The 17,877-nt window shown below is 56.8% G+C and carries 16 protein-coding genes and 1 pseudogene; all 17 read left to right on the plus strand.

The features are described from left to right. Positions 1-766: 766 nt before the first annotated feature. On the plus strand, positions 767-1,777 hold the full coding sequence (locus NSND_RS03055) for a hypothetical protein (RefSeq protein ID WP_080877556.1): 1,011 nt from the start codon (positions 767-769) through the stop codon (positions 1,775-1,777). Then, the gene (locus NSND_RS03060; protein WP_080877557.1) at positions 1,774-2,547 is read left to right on the plus strand and encodes a transporter; all 774 of its coding nucleotides are present in this window, start codon (positions 1,774-1,776) and stop codon (positions 2,545-2,547) included. Before NSND_RS03055 ends, NSND_RS03060 begins: the two co-directional genes overlap by 4 nt. Before the next feature lie 14 nt (positions 2,548-2,561). Then, positions 2,562-2,990, plus strand: a complete 429-nt coding sequence (locus tag NSND_RS03065; protein WP_080877558.1) for a tetratricopeptide repeat protein — start codon at positions 2,562-2,564, stop codon at positions 2,988-2,990. A gap of 194 nt (positions 2,991-3,184) precedes the next feature. Then, positions 3,185-3,421, plus strand: a complete 237-nt coding sequence (locus tag NSND_RS22010) for a cation transporting ATPase C-terminal domain-containing protein (RefSeq protein ID WP_369974227.1) — start codon at positions 3,185-3,187, stop codon at positions 3,419-3,421. Between the two features lie 654 nt (positions 3,422-4,075). Continuing rightward, on the plus strand, positions 4,076-5,344 hold the full coding sequence (locus tag NSND_RS03070) for a TolC family protein (RefSeq protein ID WP_255373834.1): 1,269 nt from the start codon (positions 4,076-4,078) through the stop codon (positions 5,342-5,344). Then, positions 5,341-6,678 carry an efflux RND transporter periplasmic adaptor subunit gene (locus NSND_RS03075; RefSeq protein ID WP_080877560.1) on the plus strand — a complete coding sequence of 446 codons (1,338 nt, stop codon included), beginning with the start codon at positions 5,341-5,343 and terminating at the stop codon, positions 6,676-6,678. Before NSND_RS03070 ends, NSND_RS03075 begins: the two co-directional genes overlap by 4 nt. 26 nt (positions 6,679-6,704) lie before the next feature. Then, positions 6,705-9,851, plus strand: a complete 3,147-nt coding sequence (locus NSND_RS03080; RefSeq protein ID WP_080877561.1) for an efflux RND transporter permease subunit — start codon at positions 6,705-6,707, stop codon at positions 9,849-9,851. A gap of 300 nt (positions 9,852-10,151) precedes the next feature. Continuing rightward, a complete protein-coding gene (locus NSND_RS03085; RefSeq protein ID WP_080877562.1) occupies positions 10,152-10,514 on the plus strand; it encodes a response regulator transcription factor in 363 nt (120 codons plus the stop codon). A gap of 531 nt (positions 10,515-11,045) precedes the next feature. Continuing rightward, positions 11,046-11,708 (plus strand): cation efflux transmembrane domain-containing protein, encoded by a 663-nt coding sequence (locus tag NSND_RS03095; RefSeq protein WP_080877564.1) that lies wholly within the window; start codon positions 11,046-11,048, stop codon positions 11,706-11,708. A gap of 45 nt (positions 11,709-11,753) precedes the next feature. After that, positions 11,754-12,685: pseudogene (locus tag NSND_RS21590) on the plus strand (efflux RND transporter permease subunit). Positions 12,686-13,325: 640 nt separating this feature from the next. Continuing rightward, a complete protein-coding gene (locus NSND_RS03110) occupies positions 13,326-14,267 on the plus strand; it encodes a cation diffusion facilitator family transporter (RefSeq protein WP_080877567.1) in 942 nt (313 codons plus the stop codon). A gap of 107 nt (positions 14,268-14,374) precedes the next feature. Next, positions 14,375-14,704 carry a YnfA family protein gene (locus NSND_RS03115; RefSeq protein WP_080877568.1) on the plus strand — a complete coding sequence of 110 codons (330 nt, stop codon included), beginning with the start codon at positions 14,375-14,377 and terminating at the stop codon, positions 14,702-14,704. A 239-nt stretch (positions 14,705-14,943) separates the two neighbouring features. Further along, a complete protein-coding gene (locus tag NSND_RS03120; protein WP_080877569.1) occupies positions 14,944-15,246 on the plus strand; it encodes a hypothetical protein in 303 nt (100 codons plus the stop codon). Continuing rightward, positions 15,210-15,458 (plus strand): hypothetical protein, encoded by a 249-nt coding sequence (locus tag NSND_RS03125; protein WP_143833369.1) that lies wholly within the window; start codon positions 15,210-15,212, stop codon positions 15,456-15,458. Before NSND_RS03120 ends, NSND_RS03125 begins: the two co-directional genes overlap by 37 nt. 8 nt (positions 15,459-15,466) lie before the next feature. Further along, a complete protein-coding gene (locus NSND_RS03130; protein ID WP_255373843.1) occupies positions 15,467-16,531 on the plus strand; it encodes a DMT family transporter in 1,065 nt (354 codons plus the stop codon). Positions 16,532-16,598: 67 nt separating this feature from the next. Further along, positions 16,599-16,964 carry a cation-transporting P-type ATPase gene (locus tag NSND_RS03135; RefSeq protein WP_235000148.1) on the plus strand — a complete coding sequence of 122 codons (366 nt, stop codon included), beginning with the start codon at positions 16,599-16,601 and terminating at the stop codon, positions 16,962-16,964. A gap of 159 nt (positions 16,965-17,123) precedes the next feature. Beyond that, complete coding sequence (locus tag NSND_RS03140; protein WP_200810474.1) at positions 17,124-17,849, plus strand: sterol desaturase family protein; 726 nt, start codon at positions 17,124-17,126, stop codon at positions 17,847-17,849. Positions 17,850-17,877: the final 28 nt, after the last annotated feature.

Consider the following 17,877-nt stretch of genomic DNA (forward strand, 5'->3'; position numbering starts at 1 on the left):
GACTTTGATCAATGATCTGATCCGGCACCAAGGCGGTGTGGGAATGCAGGTCAGCGCAGAAGCACATTCAAGCAGCCGACAAGTCGAATCGAATTGTCAGCTTGAACGACTCGGATATCGGCTAACCATGTTGAAACGGGGGCTCATCGGCCGTCATTGAGGGCATCAGGTCTTGTCGAACGCAATATTCAGATCGCAAGTGGTTCCGTAACCATGGAATCGGTTAGGTGGTGACATTTGTCCACACAATAGGCCAAAACGGCGTGCTCTTGTGTGCAGGTGAAACCCAGCGGATCGTCGTGCTGCAATGATGATTTCAGATCTGGGAAGGCTCACGCTCTGAGGCGGGCGCCGTTCATTTGACCAAGCACGCGGGCTGATGTACTATCAGAAACGTTATGACTAAACTCTTCCTTCTCCTTCTGCTGTGCCTGTCCGTGTTGTGCATGACCCCGCTCATGGAGAGCCATCACCTGGCCTCAGACCATCTGCACCATGATGCGTCCACCTCCTGCTCGACCTGCATGGGCTCGGCAGCCATGAGTACGGGCGGGATGCTCTTCATCGTACTGGGCCTTTTGAGTCTCATCGTTTCCGCTGCACCTCCTCTCACACTGGTTGCGGATCAGTTCCATCCTCCTCGAACGCGCTGACGCGCCGTTTCCTTTTCCAGACAGTGTGATCAGAGCACCACCTGACAGGTTCGCTTGTCTGCTCCGTTGTGTGTGAACAGCGGATCTATACAGGCGTTCAGAGGAGCACACCCATGCGTATGCAACAGCTAGTTGCTTTGTTTGGCGCCACGATTCTCATCGTCGGCTTCACGGAGGCCTGTGCCCAGATCGAGCAACGGGATAAGCGGTTCTATTACCGAGCGCTCTGGAACTTTGCGCTACGGGAAAATTTACAAGCGCTCGACATCGAATTCAACGGGGTCGACTTTGGACATTCCAATCTCTATGAAAACCTGCTGCTTACCGGCGCCAAGGATGTCCCTGCGATCGAGGACCGGGCTCGAAAGGAGACGCTCCGGTTTATTGACTCTCGACCAGTTCTCAATCCGAACGAGGAAGCGATCGCGCCGACCTATATGAAATTGGCCTGGAAGGCACAGAACACCTTTGATGAAGCGCATGCCTTGCATCGGGCCACCTACGACATCTACAGCTCTGACCTGGTGGACAAAGAGACCGCTATCCGTAAAGTGCTGGCGTTTTATCGAGACAGCACGTATGCGATTACGGCCAAGCGGCTGGATCATCAGCGTCTGGATACCTTTCCCTATTCAAAATCGTTTCGCCGAACGTTCCCGCTCTTCAATGCGACGATCTGGGCCTATCACTACCTGCAAGTGGCGGTGTATGACCCGCTGGACGCAGCGCCGAGTTTGGATGCCAAACAGAAGGTCGTGGAACCGATCCTGCGCACCTATCACGGCTACCTCGACAAGCCACCGGTGGAATGGACCTTCATGCCCATGACGGAGGAATTGAGCCCGAAGTTCGCCGCGGAGTATCCCGAGATTGCGAACATCTTCGATAACCTCCACATGATGCATGACAACATCAGTGACATCCTGACCACCGATCTCCTCCCGACCTGGGAGGAAAAGCGTCAGGAAATCTATCGCGTGACCCAGGCGTACTACTGGGCCAGTGCGGATCCCACGAATCCTTTCATTGTGCGTGACGGACAACTCCACCACTCGGACTCGGGGCCAACTGTAGAACCTGGAGCGCCAGGCGAACAGTCCGGGCACTCAGGAGGTCACCAGTGACAAGGAAGACTTCCAGGGTTGTCGTACTGTTCCTGCTGATAGTGCCGACCGTCGTCTGGGCGTTGGACCACGACAATCTGGACCCCAACCGTCCCATTGCCATTGAAGATGCCTATGTGGTGCCGAAAGGCGAGATCGGGGTCGAGGGAGGCATCCTGTTTAGTGACCGTAAGCGAGGGGACAGCCGGCTTGTGTTCCAGCCACAGTTGATCATCGGGGCATTTAACAATACCCAATTGGAGTTGAGTAGCGATGTGTCGACGGACCCGAGGTCGGTCGTGGGGGATGATAAATCCGGCAATCTCACGGTCGGCGCGCTGTATAACTTCAATACCGAGACCCTGAGCCTGCCGGCCTTTGCAGCCCGCGTGCAACTAGGGTTTCCCACCGGTGTGAATGCGAAGGGCGTGGATACCGCGGTGACCGGGGTCATGACGCGCTCGTTCGGGCAATGGCGAACCCATCTCAATGTGGGATATACGTTTCTAGGATCACCGCAGGGCCAGGAACGGACTGGAACGTACCGGGTTGTGGCGGCGGTGAGTTATCCCCTTGGGTATCCGACCAGTTTTCGCGATACCATCATTGCCAACGTCTTTACCCGTCAATCTGATCTGATGGGCCAACGGAATCCGACAGGGATCGGGATCGGTCTTCGGCATCAAGTCAGTTCGCGAATCGTCGCCGATATAGGCATCGGGAGTGAGTTATTCGGACCGGCGGATCGATCGGTGTTTTTCAGCACCATTGGCCTGTCGGTTGGATTCTGAAAAAGGAGAAGTCTATGGCATTCAACATGTTCAGGCTCCGAATCGCCCTGGTCGCGGTGGCCCTGTTGGGAAGCGCGGGCTGCCAGTCCTCGCCAAAAATACAGCAGACCGTGTTACCTGCACCAGTCGGGACGAATGTTGCTGCGGTCCACCACAATGACGAAGGCCTTCTCGCCTATCAGCAGGGACAGTGGGAGAGCGCGAGGCAACATTTCGAAGCGGCAATCACGGCATCCCCGGAATTGGCCGAAGCCCACTACAACCTCGGGATGGTGCTGTATCGGCTTGGTGCATTGAGTGAGGGGGCTGCGCATTTCATCAAGGCGGCGAACTTGGCGCCGGGGGACAAAATCATCTGGAATTCACCCCCTCTCGCTGGCGTATCAGTTCCGGAAAAAGAGAGCAAAATGCCAGGTCACGGAGGAGGCGGGCATAGTCACTGACGAGGTTTTGGCGAGAAGGGCAGAAGTCTATCGAGTTTCACGAGCGTCCGCGTCACGAGAGACACGTTGGGGAGCATCCCTTCAGTCAGATGGGTATGGACAATTATCCGAAGCATATGCGGATCACCAGCACGCACTGAAGGAAGACGCGGAAGGGTGTGCACGTGTCACGGTGTAGAGGCAGATGTTCTCGCGTGAGACTGAGTCTGAGCCTCTTGCTTCACAATGGAAAGAATGGATGTTGCGATGACACTACGAAAGTCAGGCACTCACGGGCGCGCACGTTGGCTTTTACCATTATGGCCATAGTTCAGCATGGCCATACGCTCACCTGTCGACATGAGCGGCGCTCGGTGTTCACCATCGGGGTGTGGACCAACAAGCCGTTGTTATGGGTGAGGAAGGATTGGCACGTCTTCAGGCTGCCATAGTGCCGACCCTGCTGCTACAGCCGATCTTTCAGGGTCGCTTCATTTGATCCAGAACGCTGGCTGCAGGTGTTTGGGATCGGCATCCAACCCTGCTGGCCATGGAAGGCTGGAAACGACTGCACCTGGTACCTCATCCGGACAGCATTGACAAGCACTGGCCTTTCGAACTGAGCCTGGCAGAGTCGGAGGTTCCTGACGATAGTGAGAGGGGCGAAGAATGTGTAGCTTTGGGGAGGGGCTATGTTATATATGGGTTACACTCAGAGGCATAGCTGGTGTTGAAAGGGCGAACAGAAAATGTGCTCCTGGTCGTACTGGTTCTCCTCCTCGGAGTCCAATTGACTGGTTTTACCTGTCTTGGTGAGTGGCAAGTCGGGTCAGCCGTGGGTCTCGTCGAAGCCGTGGATATTTCCCCATCTCCCGATGGGGCCGTGACAGATGACGGGTGCCCCTGCCATTTTGTGTTCCAGTCCGTGTCCCTTCCTGCTCCTGAAATTATCTCTCCATTCGCAGATGATGTCGTCTTGACTTCTACATTGTTTGCGCCGACCTTTGTCGTGGTCCTCTTCCATCCTCCCCTGAGCCTCTGACTCTTCGCAACTAGCCGTTCTCACAATTGATCAGCAGGCGAAGCGTTGCCCTGTCATGCGGGCAATGGGGAGGACTCTTGTGCAATACAAAACCGTGTGTCTTATTGGCATTATCTCGCTACTAGGCAGCATCTGGTGCGGGGAGTCATCGCCCGCCAGCGCTAATACAGGTGTATTCAAGCTCGAGGAAGTCATTGAGCTTGCGTTGAATCGGAACCCGGCAATGGCCGGCGCGGCAGCCGCTGTCAAGCAGAGTCGGGGAGAGCGAACCGCGGCTGGTGCATATATGAACCCGTCGATTAGTGGGACAGCGGGACGTGGGGCGATCACGGATCCAAGAACGGGCGTCGTCATTCTTGAGCATCAAGTGACCATTGAACAACCCGTGGAGTTGCCGGGGAAGCGTCGGGCCCGCCAAGGGGCCGCTGACGCGGGTCTGGCGGCGGCCCAGGCGGGAGTCGAGCATACACGACTGACGGTGCTGTCCGATGTCAAAGTGGCCTTCTATCAGCTGTTGCTGGCGCAACGAGACGTCGAACTGACGATCCAAAACCTGGCGACGATGCAAGAGATCTTTCAAATGATCAAAGCTCGGGTCGATGCGGGCCAAGCGAGGCCGTTTGAAGCCGTGAAAGCGAGCGTCGAATTGCAGAAAGCCGAAAAAGATCTGAGCCGGAGCCAAAATGGGTTGATCGTCGCACGGGTCCGAGTCGACGTGTTGACAGCCGGGGCGCTGGGGAAAAACTTTGTGGTGGGCGGGGACTTCTTGTCGTTCCCCCAGGAACTCGCGTTAGATGAACTGACGGCGCGTTCGCTGGAATCGCATCCGATGCTCCGGAGACTCTCCAAGCGGATCGAACAAGCTGAGCACAGCATTGTGCAGGAACGGGAGTCTCGCCTTCCCTACATCGCGCTCTCGGGTACGTACATCCGGGAAGCTGGCAATCAAGATTTCCTCATGGGGTTGAGGATTCCTCTTCCACTTTGGTACCGGCGGCAGGGGGAAATCGAAGCCGCCTTGGGGGCAAGGGAGCGTACCGAAGCGGAGCGAATGTCGGCGCAGAATGAGCTGGTGAGGAACGTGACTGAGCAGGTCCAGGGAGCGCAAACGGCGCGGCAGCAGCTCGACGTGTTTGAAAAGGGATTGTTGAAGCAAGCGGAGGAGGCGCTCAGGATCGCCAGGATCAGTTTCAAGCAGGGCGCGACCAGCTTGTTAGATGTGATTGACGCACAACGCGTCTCCCGCCAAATGCTGCTGGAGTATGCCCAGGCGCGGGCCGATCTGTCTGTCGCTCTGGCGAGGCTAGAACGCTGGACGGGAGAGCTTCGATGAGCGGGTTGAGTGATTTCTTAAGCGCAGGCGCGGAAACCAGGCTCACCCTGGCAGACCCCTCACGCCACGCCGGTGGTCTTTCAACCAGGAAGTCTCCCATGAGCCAGAATATGTTCGTTCTAGTGGTGTCTTCCCTTATCTCTGTTGTCGTAGGTTGTAGCGAGCGCAAGATCGAGCCACCGCCGCCGAAGGCAACGGCCGAGCAGGAGCCAGGCAAGGCTGCTCATCAGAAGGGCAATACTCCACAAACTGAGACCAGTGCGCCACACCAACTGACAGTCCCACCTCAGGCACTCGAAGGACAAACGTTCCAGACCGCCGTCGTTGAACGTCGAGTCTTCCGGGATGAAATTCAAGCCACTGCGAGCATCAAGCCGAACGAATATCGGCTGTTCCATCTCAGTCCCCGAATCGAAGGCCGAGTGCTTGATGTCATGGCAGAGCTCGGTGATCAAGTTAAAGAGGGGCAGCCGTTGGCGTTGTTCGACAGCATTGAGCTAGGACAGAAAAAAGCAACATTTCTCCAAGGTGTGACCAATCGCGATGTGGACTATCGCAACTATATCCGAGAAAAAGGCTTGTTCGAGCAACGCATTTCCTCGGAGAAGGAATATCTGGAAGCCAAGGGTACCTACGAGAAAAGCATGGCGTCCTATCGGGCCGCCTACGAAGCCCTGCGGCTCGTGGGCCTTTCGGACGATGAAATCAAGAAGATCGGCTGGAGTGAGAAGGGGAAGGCTCTCTCCTCCTTCGCGTTGGTGGCTCCACAAGCAGGGACGGTGATCGAGCGGAACATCACTCGTGGTGAACTGCTTACACCGAAGGACAATGCCTTCACCATCGCGGATCTTTCCACCGTCTGGATCCTCCTCGATATCTATGAACAGCATCTGGCGACTGTCCAAGTCGGGAGCGAGGTGGAGATCACCGTGGACGCATATCCGAAGGAGCGATTTCGCGGGAAGATCGCCTATCTCGGTTACGTGCTGAATTCGGATACACGAACCGTCGACGCACGGGTCGAGATTGCAAACCACGACCGCCGTCTGCGACCCGGCATGTTTGCCCGAGCGGCCCTCATTCTTCCCAGCACGCAAGAAGACCAAAAGGTCTTGGTCATCCCCCAGGACGCCATTCAACAGGTCGATGAGAAGTCGGTGGCATTTGTGGAGGAGCGCCCGGGCGCCTATACGGTCCGGCCGGTTCTTGTCGGCCGTAAGTCAGGAAACGACGCGGAGGTGCATTCCGGCGTAGCTGAAGGCGAGCGGGTTGTCACTCAAGGATCCTTCGATCTCAAGTCCATTCTGTTGAAGGAACGGATCGCGGGAGACTAGCCAGAGAATCGTCAGAGGAGCCACTCATGTTGAACTCACTCTTTGAATTTTCGTTGCGCAACCGATTTCTCGTGCTGGTGTTTGTGGGCCTCATTATTGCTGCCGGCGTCTATGCTATGCGGAAGTTGCCGATCGATGCCGTGCCCGACGTGACGCCGAATCAGGTGCAAATCCTCACCGACTCGCCCGGCTTGGGTCCCGTTGAGGTCGAGAAGTTCATTACCTTTCCAGTTGAAACGGCGCTGTCAGGGCTGCCAGGCATCACCCTGATCCGCTCGGTGTCCCGTTTTGGGCTGTCCGCCGTCACCGTGTACTTCGAGGAAAGGATGGACATTTATTTCTGCCGGCGACTTGTCATGGAACGGCTACCGCGGGCGCGGCAGGCAATTCCACCGGGATTCGGCAATCCCGAGATGGGCCCGATTTCGACGGGATTGGGGGAGGTCTTCCAGTTCGAGGTCAAGGGCCAAGGCTTTTCCCTCATGCAGCTACGCACGATTCTTGATTGGGACATCGCCTTGAAGTTGCGGTCCGTTCCGGGTGTCGTCGAGGTGAACAGCTACGGAGGGGAGCTCCAAACGTACGAAGTGGTGCTCGATGCGAGCAAATTGGTGGCGTACAAGATTCCGATGGGCCGAGTCTTCGAGGCAATCGAACGCAATAACGCCAACGCCGGCGGCGGATACATCGTGCACGCGCAAGAGCAATATCTGATCCGCGGCGAGGGGTTGGTGCAAACGTTAGAGGACCTTAACAATATCGTCGTGGCGACGGGACACGATGGGACACCGATCACGATTCGCAACATCGCGCAGACACGCTTTGAACCACTGATACGGCAGGGAGCGGTCACCCGGGACGAGGGCGGTGAAGTCGTGACGGGCGTGGCCCTCATGCTCATCGGAGAAAATTCGCGGGTCGTCGTCAACCGTATCAAAGCGAAACTCACGGAAATCCAGAAGTCGCTCCCGCCCGGCGTGACGGTCGACCCCTTCTATGACCGAACCGACCTGGTGCGCAATACCATTCAAACGGTCGCTACAAATCTCACCGAAGGCGCCCTCCTCGTGATCGCCGTCCTGTTTCTCCTACTGGGCAACCTTCGGGCCGGCCTCATCGTGGCCTCGGTGATCCCGCTCTCGATGTTGGTCGCGCTCACCGGCATGCTGGCCGCCGGCATTTCGGGTAACCTCATGAGCCTTGGGGCGATCGATTTCGGCCTTATTGTGGATGGGTCGGTCGTGATGATTGAAAACATCATGCGGCATTTGGCTGCGCGGCAGAAAGAACTGCGACGCCGGCCGAGCCCCGACGAGATCCGGCAAGTGATTTTACAATCCGGGCGGGAAGTGCTCCGCCCGATCTTCTTTGCCGTCGGCATCATCATCATCGTTTACCTGCCGATTTTGACGCTGCAAGGCGTCGAAGGAAAGATGTTTCGACCGATGGCGCTGACGGTCATCTTTGCGCTCGTGGCTGCGCTCGTCCTCGCGTTCACGGTGGCCCCGGTCTTCGTGAGCCTCTTCCTCCGCAGAGAAGTCAGTGACCAAGAAACGTGGGTGGTGCGCTGGACCAAACGAATGTACCAGCCGCTCCTATCACAGACCCTCCGGCATCCGGCGATCACCGCTGCCGCTGCCGCCGTCATCTTTGCCGGCAGCCTGGCGCTCGCGTCGTTGCTGGGAGCGGAATTTATTCCCAAGTTGGATGAAGGAGCGATCGCGCTGCAAGCCTGGCGGTTTCCGAGTGTTGCCTTAGAGGAATCAGTCAAGAGTACGAACCGGATTGGGCAAATTTTGGGGCAGTTTCCGGAGGTCGCCACCGTTGTCCCACGAACCGGTCGTCCAGAGATTGCCACCGATCCAATGGGGGTCGAGGTCAGTGACGTCTACATAATCTTGAAGCCCAAGTCGGAGTGGAAGACGGCTCAGACGAAAGCGGAGCTGATTGAGGCCTTCGATCGGGCGCTCAAGGCGGCGGTGCCCGGCACCATCTTCAGTTACTCTCAGCCCATTGAGTTGCGGGTGCAGGAGCTGATTGCCGGGGTGCGTTCCGATATTGCCATCACGATTTTCGGCGAAGATATGGACACGCTTAAACGCCTGGGCGATCAAGTGGTGCAAGTGGTCTCTGGGGTTCAGGGGGCCGCCGACACCAAGGCCGAACAAGTTGCGGGCATGCCGTACCTGCGAGTCATCATCAACCGCGAGGCGATCGCTCGATATGGCATCAATGCCTCGGAGATTCTCGGGACCGTCGAAGCCATCGGTGGACGTGTTGCGGGGCAGGTCGTCAAAGGCAATCAACGCTTCTTCATTCAGGTCCGCTTTCGGCCAGAAGATCGGAGCAATTTCGATCGGATCAAGGACATCCGAGTCGCCGATCCTTCAGGTCGGCAGATACCACTCAGTCAGCTCACGGACATTCGGACGGAGACCGGTTTGGCGCAGATCAGCCGGGAAAATATTCACCGGCGCCTGGCGGTGGAAACCAATGTCCGAAGCCGGGATTTAGCGAGTTTCGTGGCCGAGGCGCAGCGAGCCGTGGAAGCTCAGATCCCCTTACCAAAAGGGTATTGGATCGAGTGGGGAGGACAGTTCCAACAATTGCAGGAGGCATCCACGCGGCTGGCGATCGTCGTCCCGATCGCATTGTTTCTCATCTTCGTGCTGCTCTATTCGACCTTCAACGCGGTTGGGCCGGCGATGCTGATTTTTCTGAATGTGCCACTGGCGGCCACCGGCGGCATCATCGCCCTGGCGCTCCGCGGCATGCCCTTTTCGATTTCGGCCGCGGTCGGGTTTATTGCGCTGTTCGGAGTCGCGGTCCTCAACGGCGTCGTACTGATGGCCTACATCCTTGATTTGCAGAAACAGGGCCTGTCTCGTGCGGAAGCCGCTTCTCAAGGAGCCATGATTCGTCTGCGTCCGGTGCTGATGACGGCATTGGTGGCCAGCCTCGGTTTTGTGCCGATGGCCCTCTCGACCTCCGCGGGGGCGGAAGTGCAGCAGCCGTTAGCCACCGTGGTCATCGGTGGACTCGTGACCTCCACCGCCTTGACCCTCCTGGTGCTGCCAACCCTGTATGTTTGGGAAGAGCGGCTGCGAGAAGCGTGGGCCCAACGGAGAGGGAAGGCTGAAGAAGTGTCAGTGCCTTACGGGCAGGAAGTGTAGGACCTCAACATGTTCGAGGCCGGAGATGAGTAGAATAGGTGATTCAAAACCAAAGAAGGGAGGCGGTCATGAGAGGAAGGAAAGACTACCTCCTGGAAATGACGTGATTTGGAGTTCCCTTACGCTCAATGGAATGGAGGTCTCCAGCAAGACTTTCCCTGGTCTTCCGGCGTCTGATGAGCATGGACATAGCCACTCACCGATGCGAGATCCGTGATCCTCATGGCATCGTGCGAAGGTAAAGGGGCTCCGGTCGTGATCTCATGTCTGCTCGCACTACAACGCAGAGGGTGAGTAAGAGTGAAAGCCATTCTGGTGGTCGACGATGATCCGGATATCCTACTCCTCTGTCGAGATCGGTTTGAGGGCTGGGGCTATGTCGTTCACAGCGCGGCCAGTGGGGAGCAGGCCTTAGCCTTGCTCTCTACGCTTGAGATTCATGCCATGCTTCTCGATCTACATCTCCCAGGGCTGGAAGGAGCCGAGGTGCTCCGACTGATCAGAGAGCAGGGCCTCGGGTTACCGATTCTGTTGATCAGCGCTGCTCACTCCGGACAGCCGAACAAGTTGGTGGGGCCGAATGGTGCCCAAGGCTTTCTGCCCAAGCCCTTCGACATTGTCGAGCTCGAGCATTGGGTCAGGCAATGGGTGGGTGCTCCCTAGGTCGAAGCGAAAAAGACATGGACTCAACAGCTAAGTCACGATACGCAATGAGGCTTTTGGAAGTGGGGGCTGGATTCGCCGCGCTGTTACTTCTCGGCTGCACAACCGCTCCCCAAGAAGCTCACGTGTCTCCTGCCCAAGCACTGATCGGTAAATCGAAACAGGACCTTCTTGGCTGTGCCGGGAGTCCCCTTCGAGAAATCCCGACAAGTGGGGGGATTGTGTTGAAATACTATAAAGAGGCGCCGATGTTTGAAGAGTCGTTCATGGGCTCGAAAGGGAGCAGATCGGGGACTCATCATGGATGTTGGGCGAGTATCAGCATGAGTGAAGATCGGGTCATAGGGGTCGAATACAAGTCCGTTCCGACTCGTGGTACCGCCAACGACCATTGCGACGAGATCTTCAAAAATTGTGCATACTAACTTTTTAAGGAATCTTGAGCACGCTTGCACAGCTAGGGCAAAACATGACGGTGTCCGAAAAAACATTTGATTCTTCAAGGCCTCTTGCTAAAGAAGCATGACAACAATGAATAGAAAGGAAGCCTCTGTTGCCGATTCAGTCGCCCCAAATCTCTGGACCAATTCTGAGCGTCGCCGCGCCGTCGCACGCGGCCGCAAATTGGAATACATCACGATCGGCTATAACAGCCTTGAAGGCTTGATTGCGGTCGTCGCTGGCTTTATCGCGGGCAGTATTGCGCTGGTCGGCTTTGGATTCGACAGTCTGATCGAAGTGACCTCCGGCGCAGCCTTGTTGTGGCGGCTGCACGCTGATGTGGACGAATGCCGTCGCGAGAGGGTAGAAGCCATTGCGCTGCGCATCGTTGGCCTCTGCTTCTTAGTGCTTGCCGTCTACGTCAGCTATGACTCGCTTAGTTCACTCCTCCACCGAGAGCCTCCCGATCCCAGCCTGGCCGGCATCATTCTCGCTGTGCTTTCGCTGATCGTGATGCCGCTTCTCGTCCGAGCGAAGCGGAAAGTCGCCACTGTTCTTGGTAGTGCAGCCATGAGCGCTGATGCCAAGCAAACGGAACTCTGCACATATCTTTCAGCAATTCTCTTGGGTGGGCTACTTCTGAACGCCCTATTCGGCTGGTGGTGGGCCGATCCCATCGCCGCTCTCGTCATGGTGCCTATTATTGCGAAAGAGGGGATCGAAGCAGTCCGAGGCGAAACGTGTTGTGACTAGGTACAGTTCGCGATGTCTCCTCCATGATCGATCAATGTGGCTGAGGTGACAGAGGTCATCGAAGTCGCCGGCGGGGGAATTGCCGCTGGAGAGGTCTTTGAAGGACAGTGGCGGTTTCCGATCATGGTGCGCTTTCCAGATGATCGGCGCGCTGATGCCGCGGCGATTGCGGCCCTGTGGGTGACTGCGCCCGATGGCTCACGCATTCCGCTACGAGATTTGGCTGACGTTCGAATTGTCGACGGGCCAGCACAAATTAGTCGTGAGCATGCGAGCCGTCGGATTGTGATCGAAGCCAAGGTGCTCGGGCGCGACCTGGTCGGCGCGGTCGAAGAGGCCCAAGCCGGAGTGGGTCGGCTGGTGAAGCTTCCCCCCGGTTATTATGTGACCTGGGGAGGTCAATTCGAAAACCAGCAACAGGCGATGGCGCGCTAGCCATTGTCGTGCCTCTGGTCGTTGGACTGATCTTCCTGCTGCTCTTTTTCACCTTAGGAAACGTGAGGCAAGCGGCGCTCATTCTCCTTGCGATTCCGTTTGCGATGGTCGGCGGCCTGCTGGCGCTGCTGCTGGGCGGGCTATATCTCTCGGTTCCTGCCTCCGTCGGATTTATTGCCCTGTTCGGTGTGGCGGTGCTCAATGGAGTGGTGAAAATCGCCTACATCAACCAGCTGCGGGAAGAGGGAATGTCACTGGACGAGGCAGTGCTGACCGGCATGGTCTTGCGTTTGCGTCCTGTCCTGATGACCGCGGTTGTCGCGATGATGGCGCTCATTCCCCTGCTGCTGGCCAGCGGCCCCGGCTCCGAGATACAACGGCCGCTTGGCACGGTCGTGATCGGGGGGTTGTTTTCGTCAACGGCCTTGCCCCTCGTGATCTTGCCCGTGCTCTATCGGTGGATGGAACGAAAAGTTCTTCAACGGCGTGAAGCGGTCACCTCAACGCTTGCCTCAGGGGCTGCCACGGAAGCGACAACATGAAGTACGAGGAGGTGATGTATGGGTCAATCTTGCCGGAGACGGCCATGGGAGTGTCAACAGCCGGCACGCTTCCGGGGAAAGGGCAACGAAGCATTGAAGAAGCAGTCAGGGCCTAGAGCAAGGGCGAGAGAGATCGCAATTGCCAACTGCAGAAGGAGTCAGCCTCTATGAACTGTGGGATACAGACTATCAGACTATTGACGGGAGCCGTCATCGTCGCAGGGTGTGTGGCGGCAACCAAACCAGCGAGCACAGTGTTGCCTGCGCCAGGCAGTACGAATCCAGCCGCTGTCCGGCATAACGAGGAGGGCATCCAGGCGTATAGCCAGAAACAATAGGATAACGCGAAGCGACACTTCGAGGCCGCCGTTGAGGCCTCACCTGCACTTGCTGAGGCGCATTATAACCTCGGCATGGTTTTGTACCAGGTTGAAGCATTGCGGGAAGGAGATGCACATTTTATGAAGGCTGCCGATTTGGCTCCAGGGAACACAGTCATTTGGGATTCACCACCGCTACGAAATGCGACCGTTCCGGAAAAAGCATCGATAATCCCGGGGGCGTCTGATGGGCATCGCCATTAGAAATCGAACGTCTTGGTGCGATCCGGCGGTGCGCTTCAGGATGAGCATCGCACTGAATGAAGTCGGCCGACCACAACGAAGGAGCTCACGTGCATAGCAACACAGAAAGCAGATCTCGACAGCAAAAGAATCTGCGACGCATCTTGCTGCTCACCGGGGTATTTATGGTCGTCGAAGTGATCGCCGGCCTCTTCACGGGAAGTTTGGCGTTGTTGGCTGACGCCGGTCACATGCTGACGGATGTGGCGGCACTGAGCCTGAGTGCATTTGCCATGTGGATGGCTGGGAAACCATCGACTCCGGAGAACACCTATGGCTACCATCGCGCGGAGATTCTTGCCGCGGTTGTCAATGCCGTGGTGCTGCTGTTCCTTGCGATATGGATTCTCTACGAGGCCTATGACCGCTTTAGGGAGCCAACCCAGGTGCTTGGTCTTCCGATGTTACTGGTTGGACTAGTTGGATTGGCGGTGAACCTTGCGAGTATGAAACTTCTCGACGGCCATGTTGACGAGAGTCTGAATGTGCGCAGCGCCTATCTTGAAGTGGTGAGTGATGCGATCAGTTCCATCGGCGTCATTCTCGGTGGCGCGATTGTGTGGATGACCGGATGGGTGCCCATCGATCCACTCCTCAGCGTGGGGATCAGCCTCTTCATTGTCTGGCGCACATGGGAGCTCCTTTCCCAAGCCGTTCATGTCCTCATGGAAGGAGTTCCAACTGGTGTGGATGCACGGGAGGTCGGGCGGGCGATGGCTGACGTACCGGGCGTGAAGGGGATACACGACCTTCACATCTGGACCATCACGTCCGGTCTGGATGCACTCAGTTCCCATGTTGTGGTCCCGGTTGGGGAAGATCGAGATGCGGTCCTGCAACACCTGCAACAACTGTTGGCAGAGCAGTTTGGGATTGAACATGTCACGTTGCAGATTGTGGAGCAAGGTTCGGATCGGATTCGTATCGATTCTCAGTCTTCTCGCAATGTGATTGAATGAATCCAGCTCTCAGGCATAACTGGGTCGACACGGATAACTCGTCATTGTTCTGAGGACCTCCAGCGTCCTCATCCTGTGACAATCATTCCAACTATGAGGACATCGCGATGTCTCTGCTCGCTTCGATAGGACTGTTCATACTTGCTGGGCTTTGTGAAATTGGCGGCGGTTACCTGGTGTGGTTATGGCTCCGTGAGGGGAAGCCGATCGGCTACGCACTCGCCGGTGCTCTTATCTTAGTACTCTATGCAATCATTCCAACTTTGCAGACGGCCCACTTTAGTCGAGTCTATGCGGCATACGGAGGGATGTTCATCGTATTGTCGCTGCTCTGGGGATGGGGCTTCGATGGCACGCGACCGGACAGATTCGACGCGATTGGTTGTCTCATCTGCCTGATTGGCATGACGGTTATCATGTATGTGCCACGGACCTGAGCGAGAGAGGTCTGACAGAAAGAAATACGTCGATTCATCGTATCGGTGACGCTGCACTCATTGATACGGCGCGGCTATGTGAAGCCGTGAACCAGCGCACGCAGCGAATCTGAACGGCGAGGCGCGGTGGAGGACTGTATAAGCGGGCCGATTGGTCCTGTTGTATCCCCGCGCGCTGATCGACATTGTCCGAACGGTCGGGCACCTGCAACGTATCTACGCCGAGAAGGGCCATCCCAATGAAGACACAGGGAAAAGACATCATCCGAGGTATCGTGCAGGCCGCCAAACAACTCGATCATGACGTGACTTTCGTGCATCTCGAAGATTATGACATGACGCTCGCTCAACTCATGGCCGTTGGTGTGGATCTGTGGCTCAACACGCCGCAACGGCTGCTCAAGACCTCAGGGACCTCGGCGATGAAAGCCCCACCTAACGGGGTCTCGAGTCTCAGTTTCCTGGATGCCTGGTGGCTGGAAGGTCATATCAAGGGCGTGACGGAATGGTCGATTGGTCACGAACGGCCGGGCGAGAAGTGAATTCGGCCAAAGAAGCATGTGAACTCTATCAGAAACTGCGCCGGACCAGCGTGCCCATGTATTATCAGTCGCGGGACCGTTGGATTGATGTGATGCGGTATACAATGGTCTTCACCGCATCGCTCTTCGATACCCATCGGAAAGTACAACAGTATGCCGCGAACGTCTATGTGGGACATGGAGGGCATGGTTGCCGAGTGATGTGCGCCTGAACTTCTTTGTGCGATCGAATCAGAGACGGGGTGCTGCATGCGGGTTAGCGGCAGCGGCTCTCTTTGGAATGAGTCCTCCGCTCGCCAAGCTCCTGCTTCCCGAGGCTGGACCCCTTCTCATCGCGGGTTTGCTCTATCTTGGAGCCGGAATGGGACTCCTTGTCTTTGAGAGGGTGTTCTACCGTGGATCTGAAACCTCACGGCGCGAGACACAAGTTGGGCCTTCCGATCGATGGTTATTGGCGGGCATCGTCTTCACAGGCGGCATCCTAGGACCTGTCTTCATGCTGTGGGGGTTACAACGCGTGACGGGAGTGTTCGGCTCGCTGCTGCTGAACTTGGAAGCGCCCTTCACGATTGTGTTGGCCCTGCTGCTCTTTCGAGAACACCTCGGGCGGGTCGAGGGAGTTGGCGCCGTGCTGATCATCATCGCGGCTGCGCTCCTTCAGTACCGATCGGGGGATCTGCGTCCTGATGTGTGGGGATTCTTCGCCATCGCCGGCGCCTGCCTCGCGTGGGCGCTAGATAACAATTTGAGTCAGCGATTATCCTTTCGCGATCCAATCGTCGTGACGCGGATCAAGACATTAAGCGCGGGGGTCTGTACGCTGAGTCTCGCTGTCGTGGTCGATCACAGCTTGCCTCGGCCACTGATCCTCATCGCCGCCTTGCTGCTGGGGGTTCTCAGCTATGGTGTGAGTCTCGTGTTGGATATGCAGGCGCTCCGTCTGTTAGGAGCCGCACGGGAAGCCGGATTCTTTGCGACCGCGCCGTTTATAGGTGCCCTGGCCGCTGTGCCTCTTTTAGGTGAACGCTGGGGATCACATGAAATCGTCGCCACGGTTGTGATGGTGCTGGGAGTGGGACTGCTGCTCAGCGCCCGTCATCACCACATCCACGTCCATGCGGAGGTTCTGCATGACCATACCCATGTGCACGAGGACCACCACGACCATGAGCATGAGGGAGAGCATCCGATTGAGGAGCCACATGCACATCTGCATGGGCATCTTCCCCTGATGCATGACCATCCGCATGTCTCCGATCTCCATCACCGCCATGAACATGGGTAGCTTCGTGATGGACAGCTTGGTGATGCATGGATGGTATCTGTGAGGCCATATGAGGAGGTGGCATGGAATGATGTCCGAACCGCTGGAACTTGAACGGCGCTTGGACCATGAGGAGTGGATCATTGAGCGAGAAGTCAATATTCGGCTTGTTGCTGCTGGTATCAATGAACTGTCTGAGGCTCTTCCTCCCTCTCCTCTCAAGATTTTCCTGGCTCAATTCTCCAGTCTCATCGTCTGGGTCCTCGTCGGCGCGGCAATCGTGTCCGGCCTGCCACAGGAATGGGTCGAGACTGCGGCGATCCTCACCATCGTGGCCTTGAATGCCATCCCGGGGTTTGTCCAGGGATTTCGAGCTGAGCGGTCGCTGTCAGCCCTGAAACAACTCTCAGGAGGGGAGCGCGATCTAGGCTTCTTAAGATTGAGTGGTCTATGAAAGATCCGATCAGACTGGAAGCGAAGATGGCTGGGGAGGCTTGTCGTACCGCTGGGATTCACACCGCCAGATCATAAAGACACAGCAGTCGCCGTTGCGAATGAGTTCGGCTTTATGAAGCGGGGACACGAGCGGCATCACAATCAGGAGAGGTGGACGATGAGCCCTGATGTTCTAATCCGGTTGTCGGCCTTTACCGGGGTGCTGGGTCTGATGGCTTTGTGGGAAATATTTGTCCCGAGGCGCCAGTTGAATACACCGAAGATGCGACGCTGGATCGCCAACCTCTCGGTGGTGGTGTTAGATTCGGCCATCGTCCGCCTGCTGTTCTCTGCGGGCGCGGTCGGCACCGCGCTACTGGCTGCCGAACGGAATTGGGGTGTCTTGAACCACGTGAGCTGGCCGCTCTGGATCGAGATGGTGGTGGCGGTTGTCGCGCTAGATTTCGTGCTCTATCTGCAACATGTGCTGTTCCACGCCGTACCCCTCTTCTGGCGGTTCCATATGATGCATCACGCGGATCTGGATTGTGATGTCACCACCGGGCTCCGGTTCCATCCGGTAGAAGTGGTCCTTTCAATGGTCATTAAAGTGGCAGCTGTGGTCGTCCTCGGGGCGGCGCCGTTGGCCGTCCTTTGCTTTGAAGTACTGCTGAACGCCACGTCCATGTTTAACCACAGCAACGTATGGATGCCCGCCGCGGTGGATCGAGTCCTTCGATGGATACTCGTGACTCCCGATATGCACCGCATCCACCATTCGATCAGGCATCGGGAAACGAACTCGAACTTTGGGTTTAATCTGCCGTGGTGGGATCGCTTGCTGGGTACCTATCGCGTAGAACCCATCTCTGGGCATATAGGTATGACGCTCGGGCTTGAGTAGTTTCGAGATCCTTCTCAGTTGACCCTGG

This window comes from Nitrospira sp. ND1, assembly GCF_900170025.1.
In the GTDB taxonomy this organism is placed as follows: Bacteria; Nitrospirota; Nitrospiria; order Nitrospirales; family Nitrospiraceae; genus Nitrospira_A.

Bases quoted from the DNA above. Each gene is read 5' to 3' on its own strand.
- NSND_RS03125 (WP_143833369.1), top strand. From the start codon at position 15,210: ATGGTCGATTGGTCACGAACGGCCGGGCGAGAAGTGAATTCGGCCAAA.
- NSND_RS03140 (WP_200810474.1), top strand. From the start codon at position 17,124: ATGAGCCCTGATGTTCTAATCCGGTTGTCGGCCTTTACCGGGGTGCTG.
- NSND_RS03110 (WP_080877567.1), top strand. From the start codon at position 13,326: ATGAAGTCGGCCGACCACAACGAAGGAGCTCACGTGCATAGCAACACA.
- NSND_RS03080 (WP_080877561.1), top strand. From the start codon at position 6,705: ATGTTGAACTCACTCTTTGAATTTTCGTTGCGCAACCGATTTCTCGTG.
- NSND_RS03115 (WP_080877568.1), top strand. From the start codon at position 14,375: ATGTCTCTGCTCGCTTCGATAGGACTGTTCATACTTGCTGGGCTTTGT.
- NSND_RS03070 (WP_255373834.1), top strand. From the start codon at position 4,076: ATGGGGAGGACTCTTGTGCAATACAAAACCGTGTGTCTTATTGGCATT.
- NSND_RS03135 (WP_235000148.1), top strand. From the start codon at position 16,599: ATGATGTCCGAACCGCTGGAACTTGAACGGCGCTTGGACCATGAGGAG.
- NSND_RS03055 (WP_080877556.1), top strand. From the start codon at position 767: ATGCGTATGCAACAGCTAGTTGCTTTGTTTGGCGCCACGATTCTCATC.
- NSND_RS03065 (WP_080877558.1), top strand. From the start codon at position 2,562: ATGGCATTCAACATGTTCAGGCTCCGAATCGCCCTGGTCGCGGTGGCC.
- NSND_RS03095 (WP_080877564.1), top strand. From the start codon at position 11,046: ATGAATAGAAAGGAAGCCTCTGTTGCCGATTCAGTCGCCCCAAATCTC.
- NSND_RS03120 (WP_080877569.1), top strand. From the start codon at position 14,944: ATGAAGACACAGGGAAAAGACATCATCCGAGGTATCGTGCAGGCCGCC.
- NSND_RS03075 (WP_080877560.1), top strand. From the start codon at position 5,341: ATGAGCGGGTTGAGTGATTTCTTAAGCGCAGGCGCGGAAACCAGGCTC.